The 19,655-nt window shown below is 42.5% G+C and carries 17 protein-coding genes and 1 pseudogene; 11 read left to right on the forward strand and 7 right to left on the reverse strand.

The features are described from left to right. Window positions 1-81: 81 nt before the first annotated feature. Together GTQ43_RS34590 and GTQ43_RS34595 are read right to left on the reverse strand one after the other, a co-directional pair. Window positions 82-492 (reverse strand): heavy metal-responsive transcriptional regulator, encoded by a 411-nt coding sequence (locus GTQ43_RS34590; RefSeq protein ID WP_265277252.1) that lies wholly within the window; start codon window positions 490-492, stop codon window positions 82-84. Window positions 493-913: 421 nt separating this feature from the next. Next, window positions 914-2,056: an IS4 family transposase gene (locus GTQ43_RS34595; RefSeq protein WP_265277253.1), complete on the reverse strand. Its 1,143-nt coding sequence runs from the start codon at window positions 2,054-2,056 to the stop codon at window positions 914-916. Between the two features lie 25 nt (window positions 2,057-2,081). Between GTQ43_RS34595 and GTQ43_RS34600 the strand changes: the two genes are divergently transcribed. Further along, complete coding sequence (locus GTQ43_RS34600; protein ID WP_265277254.1) at window positions 2,082-2,279, forward strand: hypothetical protein; 198 nt, start codon at window positions 2,082-2,084, stop codon at window positions 2,277-2,279. 281 nt (window positions 2,280-2,560) lie between these two features. On the opposite strand, the gene GTQ43_RS34605 is transcribed toward GTQ43_RS34600, so the two are convergent. After that, the gene (locus GTQ43_RS34605) at window positions 2,561-2,812 is read right to left on the reverse strand and encodes a thioredoxin family protein (protein WP_265277255.1); all 252 of its coding nucleotides are present in this window, start codon (window positions 2,810-2,812) and stop codon (window positions 2,561-2,563) included. Window positions 2,813-3,076: 264 nt separating this feature from the next. Between GTQ43_RS34605 and GTQ43_RS34610 the strand changes: the two genes are divergently transcribed. The 8 genes from GTQ43_RS34610 (at window position 3,077) to GTQ43_RS34645 (ending at window position 11,379) form a co-directional block, all read left to right on the forward strand. Then, a complete protein-coding gene (locus GTQ43_RS34610) occupies window positions 3,077-3,475 on the forward strand; it encodes a transposase (protein WP_265277256.1) in 399 nt (132 codons plus the stop codon). 242 nt (window positions 3,476-3,717) lie between these two features. After that, the gene (locus tag GTQ43_RS34615) at window positions 3,718-3,966 is read left to right on the forward strand and encodes a FixH family protein (RefSeq protein ID WP_265277427.1); all 249 of its coding nucleotides are present in this window, start codon (window positions 3,718-3,720) and stop codon (window positions 3,964-3,966) included. Window positions 3,967-3,983: 17 nt separating this feature from the next. Next, complete coding sequence (locus tag GTQ43_RS34620; protein WP_265277257.1) at window positions 3,984-7,151, forward strand: efflux RND transporter permease subunit; 3,168 nt, start codon at window positions 3,984-3,986, stop codon at window positions 7,149-7,151. 487 nt (window positions 7,152-7,638) lie between these two features. Continuing rightward, window positions 7,639-8,679, forward strand: coding sequence for a F510_1955 family glycosylhydrolase (locus GTQ43_RS34625; protein WP_265277258.1), 1,041 nt, complete (start codon window positions 7,639-7,641; stop codon window positions 8,677-8,679). A 188-nt stretch (window positions 8,680-8,867) separates the two neighbouring features. Then, window positions 8,868-9,110: a hypothetical protein gene (locus tag GTQ43_RS34630; RefSeq protein WP_265277259.1), complete on the forward strand. Its 243-nt coding sequence runs from the start codon at window positions 8,868-8,870 to the stop codon at window positions 9,108-9,110. Between the two features lie 61 nt (window positions 9,111-9,171). Next, the gene (locus GTQ43_RS34635; RefSeq protein WP_265276804.1) at window positions 9,172-10,068 is read left to right on the forward strand and encodes a hypothetical protein; all 897 of its coding nucleotides are present in this window, start codon (window positions 9,172-9,174) and stop codon (window positions 10,066-10,068) included. Between the two features lie 11 nt (window positions 10,069-10,079). Further along, on the forward strand, window positions 10,080-10,928 hold the full coding sequence (locus GTQ43_RS34640) for a hypothetical protein (protein ID WP_265276805.1): 849 nt from the start codon (window positions 10,080-10,082) through the stop codon (window positions 10,926-10,928). Between the two features lie 28 nt (window positions 10,929-10,956). Continuing rightward, on the forward strand, window positions 10,957-11,379 hold the full coding sequence (locus GTQ43_RS34645; protein ID WP_265277260.1) for a class I SAM-dependent methyltransferase: 423 nt from the start codon (window positions 10,957-10,959) through the stop codon (window positions 11,377-11,379). A 62-nt stretch (window positions 11,380-11,441) separates the two neighbouring features. Here GTQ43_RS34645 and GTQ43_RS34650 read toward each other — a convergent pair whose 3' ends face one another. Together GTQ43_RS34650 and GTQ43_RS34655 are read right to left on the reverse strand one after the other, a co-directional pair. After that, window positions 11,442-12,365 carry a cation diffusion facilitator family transporter gene (locus GTQ43_RS34650; RefSeq protein WP_265277261.1) on the reverse strand — a complete coding sequence of 308 codons (924 nt, stop codon included), beginning with the start codon at window positions 12,363-12,365 and terminating at the stop codon, window positions 11,442-11,444. Between the two features lie 3 nt (window positions 12,366-12,368). Next, a complete protein-coding gene (locus GTQ43_RS34655) occupies window positions 12,369-14,855 on the reverse strand; it encodes a heavy metal translocating P-type ATPase (RefSeq protein ID WP_265277262.1) in 2,487 nt (828 codons plus the stop codon). A gap of 132 nt (window positions 14,856-14,987) precedes the next feature. On the opposite strand from GTQ43_RS34655, the gene GTQ43_RS34660 reads away from it, so the two are divergent. Continuing rightward, complete coding sequence (locus tag GTQ43_RS34660; RefSeq protein WP_265277263.1) at window positions 14,988-15,392, forward strand: ArsR/SmtB family transcription factor; 405 nt, start codon at window positions 14,988-14,990, stop codon at window positions 15,390-15,392. Between the two features lie 23 nt (window positions 15,393-15,415). Continuing rightward, window positions 15,416-15,733: pseudogene (locus tag GTQ43_RS34665) on the forward strand (tetratricopeptide repeat protein); the annotation flags it as partial. Window positions 15,734-15,890: 157 nt separating this feature from the next. Here GTQ43_RS34665 and GTQ43_RS34670 read toward each other — a convergent pair. Together GTQ43_RS34670 and GTQ43_RS34675 are read right to left on the reverse strand one after the other, a co-directional pair. Continuing rightward, on the reverse strand, window positions 15,891-16,376 hold the full coding sequence (locus GTQ43_RS34670; protein WP_179070462.1) for a hypothetical protein: 486 nt from the start codon (window positions 16,374-16,376) through the stop codon (window positions 15,891-15,893). Between the two features lie 110 nt (window positions 16,377-16,486). After that, the gene (locus tag GTQ43_RS34675; protein WP_265277264.1) at window positions 16,487-19,597 is read right to left on the reverse strand and encodes an efflux RND transporter permease subunit; all 3,111 of its coding nucleotides are present in this window, start codon (window positions 19,595-19,597) and stop codon (window positions 16,487-16,489) included. Between the last annotated feature and the right edge of the window lie 58 nt (window positions 19,598-19,655).

Here is a 19,655-nt window from a genome sequence, read left to right on the forward strand (position 1 = left end):
AATACATACTTAAGTACAACGACTTCATAGTAGCGTGTGCAATCGTCAAGGTATCAGCATTACTCTAATGTTTTTGATTACTTACTGAATGATGGGACATATCGTATCCTTTCGTTTACCTGTAAAATTATCCCAACCTGAGAGTAAACCTGTTAGTTCATCTCTTAAAGTTAATAGCTCTTCAATCTGGCACTCAATTTCATTTACCTTATCTTCCAGCTTTTGTTTAACTTCACCACAAGGCAGCTTTCCCTCATCATATATATTAAGAATGTCTCTGATCTCTTCAAGACTAAGACCAAGATTTTGCGCCCGTTTAATAAATGCTAAACGGGTAAGCACATCTAACGAAAATTGTCGGAAGCCACCCTCTGTTCTCTCAGAAGAATTGAGTAAACCTAGACTTTCATAATAGCGAATTGTCCTGATAGGAACTCCGCTTAAAGCTGTTACCTGACCAATTAAAAGCAGCTTTTTATCGTGGGTTAACATACTACACTCCCAAATTTGATTTGATTGTTGTTTATCCTGAATTTTTTATATATGTTTTGATAAAAACCCACATTATGAGCTATTTCGATAACCCAGCATATGCCGTCGAGCAAAAAATAGCACCAAAGGCGGCAAAATTACCCATTGTAGTAAGGGTAACCAGCTAATCCCGACACCTGGTACAGCTAAGGCTGAAACACCATAAAGTTTGGCGATATGTACTCGATAAATTTCTGAACTGAATGTATAGAGCCATCCTAAACCAGTAAAGAGTATAGTCAGCTTCCATGTTGGGCTGAGAATCCAGTGGCGTCTGCACCACCAACTAATAAGCCAGTAACAGATAACTGTAATAATTCCATCTCCTAGTGTGCAATGAGTAATGTAGTTGACTTTATCTGCTTACGGGGGACAAAAAGGGCTAGGATGCAGATAAAATAAGCTTCATAGCTCTTTCGCCTTGTTGATAATACTTACGCTTATTAGGAGCTAGTGTCATTAACTCGGACACCAATTCATAAGAATTTTCCATGAAATTGACCCAGTTAGACCCATATAATCCAATATAAAAACTGCTATGACGGCGAATTGTCCTTAAAGATTCTTTAATTCGTCCAACATATTTTTGAACACCCATGCGTTTAATTTTTTGACCAGATATAGTTGCACTTGTATAGGCGAGCGAGATTAATAATATTAGGGAAATTAGCCTTTGACCTGATACATTAGTATCTTCCAAGTTATAACCACCGCTTTTAAAATCTCTAAACATCTCTTCAATATCAAAACGCTGTTTATAAGCAATAATCGCCGAATCTAAATCATCTAAATTAGTTAAGATAAACCAAGCCTCTTCCGGCGCAACTCCAAAGCGTTTACGTTTCCATTTACCTGCAAGATTAAAGGTAATAAATCCTGTAGATTTTGTATATTTAATACCTTGATAAAAGAAAGAAAGTCCAGGTGCTAAACCTAAATCTCTTAATTGCAGCCAAATTTCCGGTTCTATTTCTATAAATGCATCCTTTTTTAAGCGTAAACAGAAATATACTTTCTGCTCTGTCAACCAGTTAGCCAGCTTTATTGAACAAAATTCTCGGTCTCCTAACACTACAGTTTTATAATTCTTGAAAATCGGTAATGCTTTTTTGAATACTGCTTCTTGCTCATCAAAATTACTCGAACCTAACTTGCCTAACAACTCAAAATATATTGGGATAGACCTCTTATCCCAAACTACGCTGATCATTAATAAATTAATACATCCCCAATTAGTCCTGTCTATTACTAAATAAACAACTTGATTTAAAGGAAAATATATTTCTAGCCAACTTTTAATAATTGGGAACCATATCTCTTCAACATTTATATAATTTAAAGATAAGAATCGTTGGATTTTCTTTCTTCTACTTTCAAATAATATGGGGATAGGTAAACCAGTAGCCAATGCTTCAAGGCTTACAGTTTTTATTGATTGTAATAAATTAATTAGAATTTTTAGTAATAAATATTCTGCACGTCCCAATTCTCGCTTGAGGTTTGTCTCGTAGAATTCTGGTAACATTATCATTAAATAGAGCTTGTTGCGAATGAAGGCTCTTTTTGTTTTACCACAAATTGCTACACTCGTTGCCCTATATCTATTTCAGGATATTTTGTCTCCCCTCAAGCTTTATCTGCTAAAGAAAGCATTTTATAAAAGTCAAAATAAGGTGACTGCCATACTTCATAAACAAAATGAAGCAGGAAAGAAAACAAAAACAAATTCGTTTCTGGTGCAGCCATAATCCATACTACCCAATTAGTTAGGAACCTTCTCATCTCACCGCTATTTTATTATGCTGCCCATCATGATCTGGGCAATTTGTGTGTTCTGACTCGTTACGAAGTTGAGTGTTACGACAATCAATCCCACCAGGAGGAGCAACAAAACCATCCATAAAACAGATTTACGGTTCATAAGCTAATGTGCCTTTCAATTACATAATTAGGGCAGGCGATATGCCCACCCCACAATAGATTTAGTTTTTTGTAAATTGAAGGTCTTTGGGCTTATTTACCTTCTGTTTCAACTCAGGGGCTGACCTACACCAACAGCTTGGAGTTGCTCTCGACTAGGTTTGCCAGTCACAACCAGTTTTCCATTGATGGCGATCGCAGGCACTGCATTCACTCCATACTGCTGGGCTTTCTCCCGCTCTTGTCGCAGGTTATAGACTGATACTTCACAATCAGGGCAAGTCAGTTCTTGTACCAATTGAACTGTCTCATCGCACAAAGGACAGTCAGCCGTAAAAATTTCTATTTGACGTTTTGTCATGATCTCCACCGGGAATTTTCCTTACTCATTCATTCTGAAGTCTCTAGTGGACTAGAGAGTCAACTCTTTTCTACTTTCTAAATTTATTCTTTGACTTCCACTTAACGATGCTTAAGGTGACAGTCCTATCCAGAGATATTGCAATGAAATATTAAGAGAAATTCTTGCCTATATCTACTTGACTCTACAGCCGACTCAAAGGTCTAGCATAATTCTACAGTTACTTCCGTAACAAAAGTTACTAGTTTTTGAGGTGTTATTTCTATGAAAATGTTTATTATCGGCACTGCATCTTTCCTAGCACTTCCCGTAGGTATAGCCTTGCTTAATGTATCTTTAGGTTCTACCGCCTACGGACAGCAAAGTGCATCTAACAAACAAGTCTGTGAATCAATTCCTCCAGCCAGACCAACTGGTGGAGCTACTTTGCAAAGACTCGAAGCTGCTTATGTTTTGATGAATGCATTGCGGTCACAATGTTTAGCCAAAACCGAATTAAAAAATTCTCAAGTTGGGACTATTCGGACAAAATTATTGAAGTTAGGAGCCTTAATTACTATAAGCTCACGGCGAACTTTAATTGCGATTACTAGCTCAAGTCCTGTAAAACATATCTTTGCTGCTGCTTACAGATGCTTAAAAATGCTCTCGAATACCGCTTAATTTCAAGTCAAGCAGCATTTCACCTTCTCTCTAATAATATTTTTGGCTTGGTTATGATTCAAGCCTTGTTTTGGATGCTTAATTTGATGAACAGAGTGTTTCAATCTCAGCATAAGCCAAAATATCGGTAACTGTTTTAGCTTGATAGTTGATATTTTATACTTACTTTGTTTACCATCATAAATTTCAATTGATGATGTATCAAAAAATCCCTTACATCAAGAGATGTGAATTGATTTTTTATTGTTTGTGAGAAATTTCGGTCTAAGACCAAGAAGCCTGTACAAGTTGAGGGTTTAGAAGTTAACGTCGCCATGCCAATGAAGAATTCCTCTCCCATGTCTACTGATGTGGAAGTAAAACCTGATACTCAATTAGGTCGTTTTCAAGTCAATACCTATTTGAGTATGAGTGGAAAGTGGGAAGTAACTGCCAAAGTCAAAGACAAATCACGAATTGGCAACAGTTCTTTTACGTTAGATAATCGCTAGGTTCAGGAGCTTTCCAGATGAAAATCGGTTCAATTCCGCGCTGGTCGATCCAGAACCCAGTGATTTTGTTAGCCTTATATGTCGGTATTCTTGCCTTAGCTGTCTTAGCACTGTTCCAACTACCAGTGCGGATGATGCCTTATCTCCAAAGTCCTCTAGTAGCTATTGTGACGATGGCTCCTAGTTCACCTCCCCAAGAAGTGGAGACTTACATCAGCAAACCAATTGAACAGCGGATGACGGTGCTAGACGGTGTGCGCTTTGTCCGCTCTAGTTCCCAGCAGGATATGTCACTGGTGACAGTGCAGTTTGCTTGGGGTCAAGATATGCAGCGATCGCTTGGGGCCGTACAAAGTGTGATGAAATCGGCGGAAGGCGATATACCTATTGATGGCTTTGACACACGCTCTTATTGGGTTCTGCCCATTGACCCTCTAAACCGTCCAGTTCTAACCTTAGCTTTGCGGGGGGAAAGCTGGGATTCGGTACGTCTACGTGATTTTGCGGACAATATCTTAGTTGATCGGCTGAAACAAGTACCTGATGTTCAGGCTATATCTATTTTTGGCGGATACCGACGGCAACTGCAAATAATCGTAGACCGAGAAAAGTTAGCAGCCTACGGTCTTTCAATTGTGCAGGTGCGGGATGCAATCGACAAAAACAATGTTTCCAAGGGTGCTGGAGTATTAACCAAAGGCGATCGGGAAATCGTAGTGCGTAGTGATGAACGCGCTCTAGGTAGCCAGACCGTCTTAGATTATCCGATTTTCAATCAAGGCGATCGCATTGTTTATGTCCGAGATGTAGCTACAGTTAAAGATACCTATGAAGAACGGCGTAGTGGCTATCGCTACAACGGTTCACCAGCATTAGGAATCAATATTATTCAAAAGCCGGATGCTAGTTCTCCCCAAGTAATTGAACGCATTCGCACTGAACTCAAGCGTATTTATACTCAGTATCCAGGCATCAAGTTTCAGGAAGCCTATGATAATTCCCATCTGGTAGAGATTATCAAAGAAGGCACGATTGCAGAGCTACTAATCAGTGTAGCTCTGGCAGGGCTAGTGATTCTGGTTTTCCTAGAAGATTTCCGGGCAACGGCAATGGTACTCATCTCCATTCCCACCTCATTGGCAATGTCGATTCTGCCGTTTGTGCCGATGGGAATGTCCTTGAATTCTTCGACTCTGATTGGCGTGCTGTTAGCGATTGGGCGGCTAGTAGATGACTCGATTGTAGTGATTGAATCAGTCGAGCGCAAGCTGAAACAGGGTAGAAAGCCTTTCCACGCAGCAATTGAAGGGACACAGGAAGTATTTTTGGCGATCGCCGCAGCTACTGCGGTGATGGTTGCGGCATTGGCTCCGATGACTTTTGCTGGCGGACTAACAGGAATAATGTTTGTCGGGATTGTTTGGCCGATTATTTATGCTCTGTTAGCTTCCTTGATTGTGTCGCTGACTTTAACACCCCTGATGGCAGCCTACTTCTTAAAACCTCACTCCGAGCATAATGAACACAAGCAAACCTTGCTCCCAAGGCTCCTTACTCCATTTCGTCAGGGTTTTGGGTGGTTGGAAAGAAGCTATGCATCTCTGCTGGATTTGGCATTAAAAAATCGGGGGCTGGTTTTAGCTGTGGCGATCGCTTTCATCTACTTGGGCTACAGTTTGTACCCTTTTGTAGGTCAAGAGATGATGCCATTGGCGGACTCTGGTCAATTTATGGTGACTGTGGAAGCTCTTGCTGGGACATCTTTCGCCAAGACTGATGCGATCGCTCAAAAGTTTGAGCAGATTCTCCAAAAGCAGCCGGAAGTCGAGAAAGTCTCTTCAGAAGTAGGGTTTGAACTAACTAACAACAGCACTTATTTTAGTGGTTATAGCATGGGTGGGGTGAACAGCGCCTCAATGATTGTAACTCTCAAAGACCGAGGCGAAAGAACCCGCGATATATGGCAAGTGATTGATGCTGTGGAAGCTCTTGCTCGTCGTGCTATTCCTGGTATCCGACGTATTGCTATGCAACCAATGGGAGTAGATGTCATGGCTACTTCCGCCGCGCCTGTGCAGCTGGCAGTCTATGGGGAGGATTTAGATATTTTACACCGCCTCGCCGACCAAGTTTTAAGTATTGCCGAGAAAACCTCTGGATTGAAAATGGCTCACACTAGTTCGACAATGACTCAGCCTGAATATCAACTAAAAGTTGATCGCCGTCGCGCGATGGAACTGGGACTTAATGTTGCAGAAGTGACTGAACAGGCTCGTTACGCCTTGCAGGGGGGATATACTCAACAGTACTATAATTTACCTAATCGTAGACTGAACTCCATCTTAGTGCGCTACGGACAGAAAGACCGAGGAAACGCTCAAGACTTAGCTGCAACTTACCTCACAACAAAAGACGGTAAGCAAGTGCCTCTCAATACAGTTGTTACTCTTGAGAGTCGCAAGGGGCCTAGCCTAATTGAACATGTCAATGGTCGTCGGGTAGTCTACGTCAATGGATTTTATCGTCAGCACGGCCCCGCCTCTATGGATCTATCAATGGCAGTGGCAATGCAAGCTGGTGCTGAACTTAATTTTCCCCCTGGATACGGACTAGATTCAATGGGTGATATGACTGACATGATGATTGAGTTCGCTCGATTGCTTAGAGGGCTTGTGCTTTCCCTAGTACTGATTTATCTCATCTTAGTAGTTCAGTTTGGCTCATTCATCCAGCCCCTTAACATGATGCTGTCAATTCCCTTAGAACTAGCGGGGGTATTTGGAGCTTTATTGTTAGCTGGGCAGACATTTTCGACAGTTTCTATTTTAGGGATTATCATTCTGTCAGGAATTGATGTGGCTGGAGCAATCTTGCTGATTGATTTAATTTTGACAAAGCGCAAGCAGAAAATTCCTAGAGATGTCGCTATTCGAGAAGCAGCCCCCATCAGACTCAAGCCGATTTTGATGACAGTAATTATTACTTTAGTAGTGATTATTCGACTTGCATTTTTCCCTGATACTGGAATGGATGCATACTCACCAATCGCTACAGTGATTCTGGGAGGATTAAGCATCTCTACTCTGCTCACTCTCATTGTCATTCCTGTTATGCATTCGGTAGTAGATGATGGAACTCAGTTATTTTCCCGTATTTTCAAGAAGCAGTACATAAGGAAACATTAAGTAAATTTTTGAATTTATTACTTGACTCTCTACCTAACTGAAGGGTTTAGAATGACTTTAGTTTCAAGAAAAACTACTAGCTCGACAACGTAATGGAGAGTAAAAATGGCTCTTCAGTTCATTTTATGGAATCGAATAATAAATAAAATCTAATCGTAGCCTAGATTCCTTGCTGTGACTTGATTTTAAATTTTTGAACCTTTCTATAAAACTGCGATTTTAATGCTCTACCATAAAACCAACGCAAGAGCCGTAAAAATGAACATTAATACAGGCGTTAAGACACTATTAAGTCTCGCCGAGAAAGGCTAGTAAACTCATGGCTAAGAAAGCCATCTCATGCTTGAACTAAGGAACTTAAAGTAAACCAGGATAACTATCGAACTCGTTCCTTTTATCCAAAAGCTCAAATCGCGCTTACTTTTGCATTTCATCATAAGTCAACAGCTTTACTACAGCAGAAAACTTACTCAGGAGAAACACAATTATGAGTCAGCCTGACTCAAAAGACCACAACATGATGAAATGGATGGCAATTGCTATGGTGGCTTGCTGCGCCCTGCCCATAGCATTTTCCCTCTTTTTAGGCGGAGGCTTGGGGGTGTGGTTCGGTCGTTCTATCCAGCCACCTACTAGCAATCAGTCAAGCAACCAGCCACTCTCTGCCAACCAATCAACTAATCAGCCTCAACCAAAGGCTGTAAATGTTTCCCTAGAGAAAGCGGGCAATTGGCAAGCAAATAATCACGTTCATGGTTTGACCGTGAATCGAAATAATCCCAATATTATTTATGTTGCAAGTCATAATGGACTCTTGCAACGTTCTGAAACTGGGGAATGGTTTTGGATGGGAAAAGAGCGAGCTGATTATATGGGCTTTACTGCCGATCCAATTAACAGCGATCGCTTTTATTCCAGTGGACATCCGCACACAGGAGGTAATCTAGGATTCCAGATAAGTGAGAATCAAGGGCAAGATTGGAAACAGATTTCCATGCCTGGAGTAGATTTTCATGCTTTGGCGATCGCACCCAGTAATTCCAACGTTTTTTATGGATGGCCAGCTTCTGGAGCGCAAGGGCTGCATACTTCTACTGATGGTGGAAAAACTTGGATTAAACCCCGCATGAATGGATTAGGCGATGCTCCTTTTGACCTTGCAGTTGACCCGCGAAACCCTGAGCATTTGTTTGCAACTACCCGTTCGGGAATGTACAAAAGCACTAACAGTGGCAATGACTGGACGTTAGTAGCTAATACACAGGAAGCTCCTATTGCCAGTCTAGCTCTGCAAAAAGAGGGTAACAGCACTGTAATGTATGGCTATCGCTTTCTCAAGTCAGCACCCGGTGTTTATCGCAGCAGTGATGGTGGTAAAACGTGGGAGAAACTTTGGACTGAAACTAATGGTGTAGTCGTAAAACTAGCCATCGCCCCTAGTAATCCCCAAATATTTTATACGGTAAATGATAACAATGCTGTCTTTCAATCCCAAGATAGCGGCAAGACATGGAAAGAACTGAAATAAATTTGAAGACTATCTACATAGCTATAATAACTTGAAATACTAATCGCTCAAATCTGCAATCAAGGCATTTTGAATGTTAGGATTATTTGTAATTAAAATTACAGTTCAGCCATTACCTTAGTTAATCAGTAGAAAGTAATAATGATATCTTGAGCAACGCCAGCTGTAGTTCCAGAATTGAGAAAATAATGATGGCAAAGATACATACTGTAACGTCAAATACAAAAGGTTCTCCAGACTGGTATAAACGCTTATTGGCCTGGATGATGGCTCATGGCAATGCTAAATACGAGGAGGAGATAGCAGACCGAAAACGAGCTTTGTTTGCCCAACTGCATGGCAACGTTTTAGAAATTGGCCCAGGCACAGGCCCCAACTTGTCTTACTATCCGTCCGACATTCATTGGATTGGTATTGAGCCAAACCCCTAACTGTCTAATTAGTGTTGTTTGCAGATAAGCTAATAAAACATCTACCAGCAGCCATTCCTTCGTGATAGAAAAAAAGCCTCGCCACCGCCCAGAACGGCATTTTAATGATGCCAAACGAATAGTCGTGAAATGTGAGCGAGAACTATGTATCCATTGCAACACTAAACTAGTTAGCCTTCCATCTTGGCATATGCGTAAAACTATTCAAACCTTAAGCGGAGCAGTGTTTGTAGCAGGCAAAGGTAAAGAATGTGCTAACTCTGAATGTGAATATTTTAGAAAACATTACTATGCAAGCGGCGTACTTAAGTACAGCCTGCCTCAAAGCACATATGGGCTAGATATACTGGCATTTATAGGCTGGCAGCATGAGCATGAGCATCAACAGTTGGTAGAAATTCAACGGAAGTTAAACCAGCGTGGTGTTGAAATTAACGAGAGGAATGTAGGCAAGCTATATCGGCAATTTCTGGCCCTGTTGGGTGGAACAATTGCACATACGGCTGAGAAGTTAGCTGCCACAGCCCACGAACATGGTGGTTTAATTTGGGCAATTGATGCCTTACAACCTGAAGGCCATGGAACCTTGCTGTATGTGCTATACGAGGTACTAAGTGGCACACCAGTAAGTGGAATTCAGCTGCAACAGGCACAGGTACAATGTTTAATTGATTGGCTGCAACCATATAAAGAGTTGCCCTACAAAGTGCTGTCAACTCTATCAGACGGAGAATCAGCGATTATTACTGCCATGAATTCGAGTTGGCCAGATGCACCACATCAACGTTGTCAAGCACACTTTCTGAACAATTTAAGTGAAGTGGTGCTGCCGTTAGATACAAAACTACGACAACAATTAAAAGCAGATTTAGATAGATTACCATTCGTACCGGATAGCTCTGAAAGACTCCAAGACCAAAGTCAGTCAAAACAGCTAGATAGGACTCCCCTTTTTTAGCAATACCTTATTTGTCACGAGACGCAGAGCTAATGGCAGTTGAAGCCCAAATTCGTTCTGCTATCCGGGATTGTGTAAATCGCACCAGTCGCAAACCTTTTCGCTGGGGCGGTTTAAGTGGCTACCAGCAATTAGAAACTATTGGGCAGATATTACGTAATTTAACATACCAGGAGATTGACACAGATTACTTGTGTTTATTGTCAGCATGGGTCGATCAAGCTTTAGGTAACAATCTTTCAGTAGCATCAGACTTGGAAGAAGCTCACAACTGGTTGCGACGAATTGCTGAATGTTTGCGCTACCCGGAACACTCCTCTGCTAAAACAAGTGATGGTACTAATACTATACAATCACCAAAATTACCTTTAACAAGCTTTCAAGTCCGCCGCGAAATGGAAGAGTTACTACAACAGTTTGTACCTGAGCCTCAACAAAATCCAGCACAGTTTGTCTTGAAGAAAAAGTTACAAAAACTATGGGATAAATACGGTGCTAACTTATTGCACTGCTACGATATCCCTGGTTTGCCGCCAGATAATCTCAAAATTGAGTCTCTGTTCAGCAATTTACGTCGTCATCAAAGGCGAATTAGTGGGCGCAAATCAACTGTTGAATTACGTGAGTTAGGTCAATCTCAAGTTCTATTTGTAGCAGAAAGTGAGCAACAGTTACTTGAACAAATTCAGCAAGTACCTATAACTGAGTATAAAACTCAACGTCGTCGATTAGCTTTGACCGAAGCTCCTCGCCAGCAAAAACGTCGCCTTCATCGTAATCCAGTTAGCACAATACAAGCTTTGGTTAATCAACATACCGAACTTCGCACTGTACTTGAGTTTCAAGCTCTTAAATACTGATTAGACAGTTAGGGAGCCAAACCCTTTCATGCATCCATATCTACAGCAAGAAGCAGAGCGGCTCGGCTTAGATATTGACCTCCGCAGTGGAACTGCCGAACAGCTGGAAGTCGAGGATAACAGCATGGATGCTGTTGTAAGTACGCTTGTTTTATGTTCTGTAAATAATCTAGCTGCTGTATTGCAGGAAGTTATACGAGTACTTAAGCCTGGTGGACGCTTCTTTTTCCTTGAACACGTTGCGGCACCTCAAGGAACAATGTTGCGATGGATACAGCATGGAATAAAACCGCTTTGGAAAACGCTTGGTGATGGTTGCCATCCTGACCGCGAAACCTGGTTAGCATTGGAGAATGCAGGGTTTGAGCAAGTAGATTATCAACATTTTCGGGCAAACCTCCCTGCGATCGTCAGCCCTCAAATAATTGGTGTAGCAGTCAATAAAGGCTAAACTGAGGCACTCGCCTATGAGTACAAAAGCCCAGTTTTCAGCTAAAGGAAAAGCTGGGTAGTTTACACCACATTTTCTGGAGCAAGAGTACACGGATACCTCGGATCGCCAGTCTCTATCTGAAGCGTAGCGTGTTCAATGCCAAAATGGTCGTGCAGCTCTTGAAAAACCTGTACTAAAAAAGCATCGCCTGGATGTCCGGCAGGCATAATTAAGTGAGCAGTCAGTGCAGTCTCGGTAGTACTCATTGCCCAGATGTGCAAGTCATGGACACCAACTACCCCAGGACGTTCAGCTAGATAAGTTTGGACAGCCAAAGGCTCGATTTCCTCTGGCACAGCATCTAATGCTAGATTCACAGAATCTTTCAACAGTTGCCAAGTTCCAACTACCACTACGACAACGATAATTAAACTCACAACTGGGTCAAACCACAACCAGCCAGTGAAAACAATGGCGATGCCAGCTAATACAACCCCCAACGAAACTCCGGCATCAGCCGCCATGTGCAGAAATGCTCCTCGAATATTTAAGTCTTGCTGGCGACCGGACATAAACATCAAGGCAGTGATTGTGTTGATGATAATTCCTACCACAGCAACGCCAATGACTGTGCCTCCTGATACTGAGCTAGGTTCGCTAAAGCGGCGAACTGCTTCCCAAGCGATCGCACCCATCGCTAGAAGGAGAACAAGTGCGTTGATCAGAGCCGCCAAAATTGAGGAACGACGCAATCCGTAGGTATGCCGTCGGGTTGGTGGTCGTAGGGTGAGGGCACTTGCTCCCCAAGCTAGTAGCAATCCTAATACATCACTCAAATTGTGACCAGCATCGGCAACCAAAGCAAGCGAGTTTGCTCGGTAGCCATAGACTGCTTCAACAATCACAAATCCGATATTGAGGGCAGTACCAATTGCGAAAGCGCGGTTGTAGTTGCCGTGTCCGTGTTCGTGTGCCTGATGCTTGTGGCTGTGGTCGTGTACCATTGCTTAATCCTTGACAGTCTTGGTTTTAAATAGCCGCATTCCATTTGCAGTAACTAATAAGGAAGTTCCTGTATCTGCTAAGACGGCTACAGCTAACCCAACAAATCCAAAGGTTCCCAACAGCAGAAACAAACCTTTTGTTACTAAAGAAAAGACAACATTCTGTTGAATCACAGATACAGTGCGACGGCTTAGTTCTACTGCATAAGCAAGTCGTCTGAGGTCACTTCCCACGATCACTACATCTGCTGTCTCCAAAGCAATATCTATTCCACCAACCGCAAAACTGATATCCGCAGCAGCCAGTGCAGGGGCATCGTTAATACCATCCCCAACCATACCTACTACTCCGACTCGACGCAGGAGTTGAATTTCTTCAAGTTTATCTTCGGGTAGTAGTTCTGCTCGGTATTCTGTAATTCCAACTTGCTGGGCAATCTGTTTAGCAACAGCAGTGCGATCGCCTGTCAACATTACCAACCGCTTTAATCCAACCCGCCTCAATTGTCGCAGGGCTTCTGTCGCTTCCAAGCGGATGCCATCGGAAAGTGCGATCGCTCCCAATAATCCTTGATTTGTCCCTATCAGCACCGGAATTTGACCGAGTTGTTCAATTTCAGCTAACAAAGATTCCGCTTCACCAGATAAGCGAATGCCTTGGTCTAAAAACAACCGTTGATTGCCCACGAAATACAACAGATCACCAAAGTTTGCTTGAATCCCTTTCCCAGGTAGTGCCGTGAAGTTTACAGGTGTTTCTAACTCCATGCCTTGTTCATGAGCTTTGGTTACAATTGCCTTGGAGAGCGGATGTTCTGACTGTTGCTCAAGTGTTGCTGCAATCTGTAACACCATATTTGCACTTACCGTCCCAAGGTCATAAACTTTCTGTACAACGGGTAGTCCTTGCGTAATTGTACCAGTCTTATCAAAAGCAAGGGTAGTAACCCGTCCAGCCGTTTCCAGTGCATTACCCCCTTTGAACAAAACGCCCTGACGGGTTGCTGCACCAATGGCACTGACAATTGAAACAGGAGTAGAAATTACTAAGGCACAGGGACAGGCTATTACCAACATTACCAGCGCCCGATAGAGCCAGACGTTAAAAGGTTGAGCAAAAGCCAAGGGCGGAATCAGGGCAATGGCGATCGCAATCAAAATTACAATTGGGGTGTATATCTCTGCAAAGCGATCCACCCACTGCTGAGAAGGAGCGCGGCTTCCTTGGGCTGATTCTACCAAATGAATAATTTTAGAAACAGTTGTATCACTAACAGTGTGAGTTACTTTAACTTCTAAAAAGCCTGACTGGTTCAACGTCCCAGCAAAGACAGTATCGCCTGGAGCTTTATCTTCTGGAATTGACTCTCCTGTAATTGGCGATTGATCAATGGCACTTGTACCAGAAACGACTACACCATCCAACGCTACACGCTGTCCGGGTCGAAGCGTCAAAATTTCACCAACTTGAACGCTTTCAACGGGAACTGTAACTTCTTTATTCCCTCGCTTTACAGTAGCAGTAGGTGGAGTTAAATCCATGAGAGCGCTGATAGCATTGCGCGTGCGACCAAAGGTGAAAACTTGCAGTGTTGTACCCAAAGAAAACAAAAACAGGACTAGCGTTGCCTCAAACCAGTCCCCCAAAATTACTGCCCCAATAACTGAAATAGTCATCAGCAGATTCATATCGGCACGGCGCAAACGCAACTCAAACAAACCTGCCCGTGCAATAGGATAGCCTGCAATTACTATGCCAATTCCATAAAAAGCCCTTGCTATCCAGATCGGTAATGCCAAATGTTGAGTCAGCAAACCCAGGACTAACCCCAATCCCGCTAAAATTACGCTCTGTCCTCGGCGGTTGTTAATCCAGAATTTCCAGCTTGCTGGGTCGCGTTTTTGAGTTGGTTTCGAGACTGAATTATCGTGGTCATGACTGTGGGTATGTTGATGAGAGCTTACCTCACCAATCTGTTCAAACGTATAACCCAGAGTCCGAACTCGATCTGAAATTGTCTGTTCATTTACCTGTTGCGGATCGTAAGATACCTGCATTCTTTCAGTCGCAAAGCTAACCGATGCCTCTAAAACTCCAGCGATTTGCTGCAAGCCAACTTCAACAGTTTTGGCACAGTTGCCACAATCCATCCCACCGACTTTTGCCTGCAACTTTTGACTAACATCCGCTTCAACGTGGTCGTGATTATGGTCGTGTTCACCTTCACAAGAATTGCTGTGATTATGAGACTTTAGTTCACCACTCTGCTCAACTGTATAACCCAAGGCAGTTATACGATTTATAATTTCAGCTTCTCTGAGGATCTCCGGGTTATATAAAACTTTGGCTTTTGCAGTTGCAAAGCTCACTGATGCTTCCATCACACCGGGTAGCTGTTGCAAGCTGGCTTCAATCGTCTTAGCACAGCTTCCGCAGTCCATACCATCAACTTGCAAAAACTGGGTTTTGAGGTCAGGGGTTTGAGTCATAGCAGCTTTACATAAAAAACTACAAAGTTAACTGCCAATATCTTACTACAACAATTGAATAACTATTCAATTGTACAATGGTTATCATTTTAGATACTATGAAATTGATAACCATTACTTACGCATAAAAGCATGAACAAGGGCAAGGCAAAGCAAGAATTCGACAACCGACAAAACCCTGATGTGCCAGGCTGTGACACTCATTTGGTGCATTTAGATAATGTGCGTTCAACTCAAACGCAAATATTAGCAACTTCTAAAGCACAGCAAATAGCAGAAATTTTTGCAATCCTAGCAGATCCGAATCGCCTACGCCTCATCTCAGCTTTGGCTTTCCAAGAGTTGTGTGTTTGCGATTTAGCTGCATTAACAAAAATGACCGAATCAGCTGTTTGCCATCAACTGCGATTATTTAAAGCGATGCGTTTGGTCAACTATCGTCGAGAAGGTAAGAATGTCTATTACAGTTTGGCTGATAGTCACATCATTAACCTATACCGTTCTGTAGAGGAACACTTAGATAAATCAAATCTTTAGTTGCTGATTGGTCATTTTTTTACGACTTTAACCAGGTAATAAAAATTGATCCGAAGTCTGTAGATGCTTACTACAACAGGGGCTTTTTAAATTATAGACAGGGAAATCACAAGCTGGCGATTCCTTCGGAGAGCTTCGCTAACGCAGATTTTAACTTAGCACTAAAAATCAACCCCAATTTAGCTGATGCCTACGGCAACCGAGGACTTGCTGAATATGCTTTAGGCGATCGCAAAAGCGCTATTACTGATTTACAGCAAGCTGCAAGTCTGTTTCAACAAGAAGGAGATACCCAGAGGTATCAGCAAACACAAACTCTTCTTCAGCAGATTCAGCAGTAAGCAATATTCAGGCTCGAAATTAGGTAAAAATCATTTTTAATCAGCTTATTTTCAGGGTGGGCGAGGAAGGCTTACCCTGAAATTTAGGCTAACTTAATGAATGACTATCAATATAAGCCATAACTGCCCTGCAAGCGATGTCTAAATACTCGGATTACTAATTAAAACTAAACCTACCGTTGACTTTTTCACCACCAACATCCGCAGTAACTTTTACTTGATATTGACCCGCCGTAACTCCCTCCAGCTTAGTAGCGTAGTGTTTACCATCAGCATCATATGTTAGGGGAACTGTTTTTTGCTTTCCATCTGGTGACTGAATATCAGCAGTAACTTTCGCATTTGGAACTGCTTCGTGTTTCTCACCTGTTTGCAAATATAAATCTAAGTGAGTCGTACTACCTTCTTTCTCAGGCACTAACTCTAAGTGATATTTTCCTACTTCAACAACTTGAGCATTTTTACCATGCGAATCGCCATGAGCAGATGTTTCAGTTTTGGCGGCTGGTTCGGTTTTATTAGTATTTTCTGTAGAAGGACTAGAAGGATTACTACTGGACTCAGAAGCTTGATTACCACAAGCTCCCAAAAAAAGTAATCCTACACTTGCGAAAACAACAAAGCCTAATTTGAATGATTGCATTGATTTACTCCTCATTGATTATTAGAAAAATTTCGATTAATCCCATACGTAGCGTATGAATATCTCTACATTCCCAGGTGGACATCTGGGAAGAATTAATAAATTAAGTGTCATACAACTGAACCTTGAGTAACATCGATTTCTTGTATTTGTGTAGTCTTTTTGGGAACCAAAAATTTCCCAAATAGCGAATATAAAGCTGGCAAAACTAATAGTGTTAAAGCAGTGGAAGTAACTAAGCCACCTAACACTACCACAGCCAAAGGTTGTAAAATTTCCTTACCTGCACCAGAACCAATTACTAGGGGAACCATACCTAGTGCTGACGAAAGTGCTGTCAGGAGAATTGCAACTAATCGTTCCATCGAACCATCAACAATTACTTGTTTAAGTGGTATTCCCTCAGCGAGGCGATTGTTATAGTTATCTACTAACAGCAATCCGTTGCGGGTAGCTACACCAAATAGAGTTATAAAACCAACCATTGAGGCAACGGAGATGATCCCACTACCGATAGCAACAGAAATTACACCGCCAATTAATGCAAGTGGCAAGTTAATCATAATCATTGCTGTGGCAGGAATTGACTTGACGGCAAAGTAGATTAGCACTGAAATTGCTGCTAGTGCGATCGCACCTGCAATTATCAATGTCTGCGTTGCTTGTTCTTGTGCCTGAAACTGACCGCCAAATTGAACATAGTAGCCTCCAGGTAGTTGAATTTGTTTGACGCGATCGCGTACATCTTTAATTACAGAACCCAAATCCTTCCCAGCAACGTTGGCAGAAACCACAATCAGCCGGGAAACATTTTCACGATTAATGGTACTTGGCCCCGTACCATAATCAACTTTGGCAAGTTGTGATAAGGGAATTTTCTGCCCATTAGGTGTATCAACCAGTAAGTTACCAATCACGTCCAAATTGTTACGGGAGCCTTCTTGCAACCATACAACGAGATTAAACGTTTGTTGCTTCTCCAACACTTGAGAAACTGCTTTGCCGTTCAGCCCAGTCTCTATCGTTTCTGCCAGTTCCCCTACAGTTAGCCCATAACGAGCAGCTGCATCGCGGTCAAATTGAATTTGAATTTGTTTAACCGGGACTTGGGGTTCGAGTTGCAAATCCACAATGCCGGGAATACCACTCATGGCTGATTGTACCTGTTTGCCAATAATGCGGAGTTGTTCAAGTTCGGGGCCGTAAACTTTAACTGCGATCGCACTTCTCACACCAGAGAGAATATCATCTATTCGGTGGGAGATAAATCCACCAATATTAGTCGCCACACCAGGAAGTTTTTCAAACTCTTTGCGGAGTACTTCAACAGTCTTCTCCCGATTTTTCGCTCCTTCTGAGCTAATCTGCACATCCAACTCGCCAAAGTTGACCCCTGCTACTTCCGGATCTCCTTGAGCAAATCCAGAGCGTAAGGCAATGGCATCGAAGCGGCGATCGTTTTTGAGGGCATCCATCACTGCCAAAGCTGCTTGGTTAGTTGCATTCAGGGATTCCCCAGGTAGAAGAACTATTGAATTGACCAAAGAGCGGTCTTGAAACTCTGGCAGGAAGACTTTACCCAACCCAGGAAGAATAATTATCGATGCAATAAACCCCGCAAGTGCCACCCCTAAAATCACCTTGGGGTAACGAATCGAGAACCTTAACGCTGGACGATAAAATTGATGTGTTTTGCGCTCTAGCCAAGTTTCCGCACTCGGTAAACGGCGATTTGCTAGTAATAAAGCACATAGTGCTGGAGTTAGTGTTAATGCAACTAAGGTAGAAGCAAGAATCGATAGTAAATATGCCATTCCCATCGGCGTAAAAATGCGACCTTCCACCCCAGACAAGACAAAAATCGGTGCAAATACTACTGCGATAATGACTGTAGAAAATAGAACACTAACACGTACCTCTACTGAACCATCAAACACCACTTGTAAAGGATTTTTTGGGTTCCCTGCTAGTTGGTTCTCCCGCAATCGGCGGTAGACGTTTTCCATATCAACGATCGCATCATCTACCACTGAACCAATAGCAACTACCAGTCCACCCAAGGTCATTGTATTAATGCCCTGTCCAGTCCAACTCAGAATAATCATGCCTAACAGTAACGACAGAGGCAACGCACTAAGACTAATAATTACTGTGCGCCAGTTCATCAAAAAGATAATTAAGATGACTGAAACGATAATGATGCCATCGCGTAAGGCTTCCTCAACGTTTTTAACTGAAGCCTCAATGAATAAATCTTGATCAAAGGTTTTAGTAACCTTGACATCCTGTGGTAGCCCTGGCTTAATCTCCTCCATTGCTGCTTCCACAGCTTTGACTACAGTGGGAGTATCTGCCGCAGGTTGCTTAGAGACAGTTAAAATTACTGCTCGTTTCCCTTGAAATAGTCCATCTCCTCGTCTTAGTCCTGGGCCAATTTTGACTTCTGCTACTTGTTCCAGTAATACAGGTGTACCTTTAACCGCCTTGATAACTGAACGTTTGAGTTGATCAATTGACTCTATTCGCCCAATTCCCCGAATTAGTGTTTCTTGATCGGGAGTAATCAAAAATCCTCCCGGCACATTGACGTTAGCATTCTGCACTGCTTTGGTGACTTCTGGCAACGAAACATTGTAGGCTTTAAGCTTGTCTGGATCTACCAAAACTTGATATTGCCGCTCATCGCCTCCGTAGAGAAAAACATTACTCACCCCTGGTACAGCCAGCAAGCGATTTTTCACATCCCAATTAGCAATGCGCCACACCTCTATCATGTCAGTACTTTCAGCAGAAAAAGCATATTTAACAGCCCATCCCAAGGGCGAGTTAATAGGCAAGATTTCCGGCTGTTCAACTCCTTGTGGCAGTTTCACCCCTTGTAATCGCTCTGTTACTAGTTGACGAGCGCGGTATATATCAGTATCCCAGCTAAAGACAGTTTTTATAGCAGAAATCCCAATAGCAGATGAAGACCGAAGAGATTCCAGTCCTGGTGTGCCATTAATCGCGCTCTCAATTGGGCGAGTCACCAAAGACTCGATTTCTTCTGGTGCTAAACCAGAAGCTTGAACTTGAATTTCTACTTGGGGCGGAGCAAAGGCAGGAAATACGTCGAGCGGCATTTGTGTGATGACGCGCAATCCCCACAGACTAATTAATATCGAGGCAATAACGATTAGCCACCTTTGCGCGATCGACCATTTGACAATGGAATTGAGCATTTTTGAGACAACTCAAGGGTTTTTTGCTTGACGATACAGTGAATCCATCTGGGATAAT

Origin of the sequence: Nostoc sp. KVJ3 (assembly GCF_026127265.1) — a bacterium.
GTDB lineage: Bacteria > Cyanobacteriota > Cyanobacteriia > Cyanobacteriales > Nostocaceae > Nostoc.

Bases quoted from the DNA above. Each gene is read 5' to 3' on its own strand.
- GTQ43_RS34590 (WP_265277252.1), bottom strand. From the start codon at position 492: ATGTTAACCCACGATAAAAAGCTGCTTTTAATTGGTCAGGTAACAGCT.
- GTQ43_RS34595 (WP_265277253.1), bottom strand. From the start codon at position 2,056: ATGTTACCAGAATTCTACGAGACAAACCTCAAGCGAGAATTGGGACGT.
- GTQ43_RS34600 (WP_265277254.1), top strand. From the start codon at position 2,082: ATGAAGGCTCTTTTTGTTTTACCACAAATTGCTACACTCGTTGCCCTA.
- GTQ43_RS34605 (WP_265277255.1), bottom strand. From the start codon at position 2,812: ATGACAAAACGTCAAATAGAAATTTTTACGGCTGACTGTCCTTTGTGC.
- GTQ43_RS34610 (WP_265277256.1), top strand. From the start codon at position 3,077: ATGAAAATGTTTATTATCGGCACTGCATCTTTCCTAGCACTTCCCGTA.
- GTQ43_RS34620 (WP_265277257.1), top strand. From the start codon at position 3,984: ATGAAAATCGGTTCAATTCCGCGCTGGTCGATCCAGAACCCAGTGATT.
- GTQ43_RS34625 (WP_265277258.1), top strand. From the start codon at position 7,639: ATGAGTCAGCCTGACTCAAAAGACCACAACATGATGAAATGGATGGCA.
- GTQ43_RS34630 (WP_265277259.1), top strand. From the start codon at position 8,868: ATGATGGCAAAGATACATACTGTAACGTCAAATACAAAAGGTTCTCCA.
- GTQ43_RS34645 (WP_265277260.1), top strand. From the start codon at position 10,957: ATGCATCCATATCTACAGCAAGAAGCAGAGCGGCTCGGCTTAGATATT.
- GTQ43_RS34650 (WP_265277261.1), bottom strand. From the start codon at position 12,365: ATGGTACACGACCACAGCCACAAGCATCAGGCACACGAACACGGACAC.
- GTQ43_RS34655 (WP_265277262.1), bottom strand. From the start codon at position 14,855: ATGACTCAAACCCCTGACCTCAAAACCCAGTTTTTGCAAGTTGATGGT.
- GTQ43_RS34660 (WP_265277263.1), top strand. From the start codon at position 14,988: ATGAACAAGGGCAAGGCAAAGCAAGAATTCGACAACCGACAAAACCCT.
- GTQ43_RS34670 (WP_179070462.1), bottom strand. From the start codon at position 16,376: ATGCAATCATTCAAATTAGGCTTTGTTGTTTTCGCAAGTGTAGGATTA.
- GTQ43_RS34675 (WP_265277264.1), bottom strand. From the start codon at position 19,597: ATGCTCAATTCCATTGTCAAATGGTCGATCGCGCAAAGGTGGCTAATC.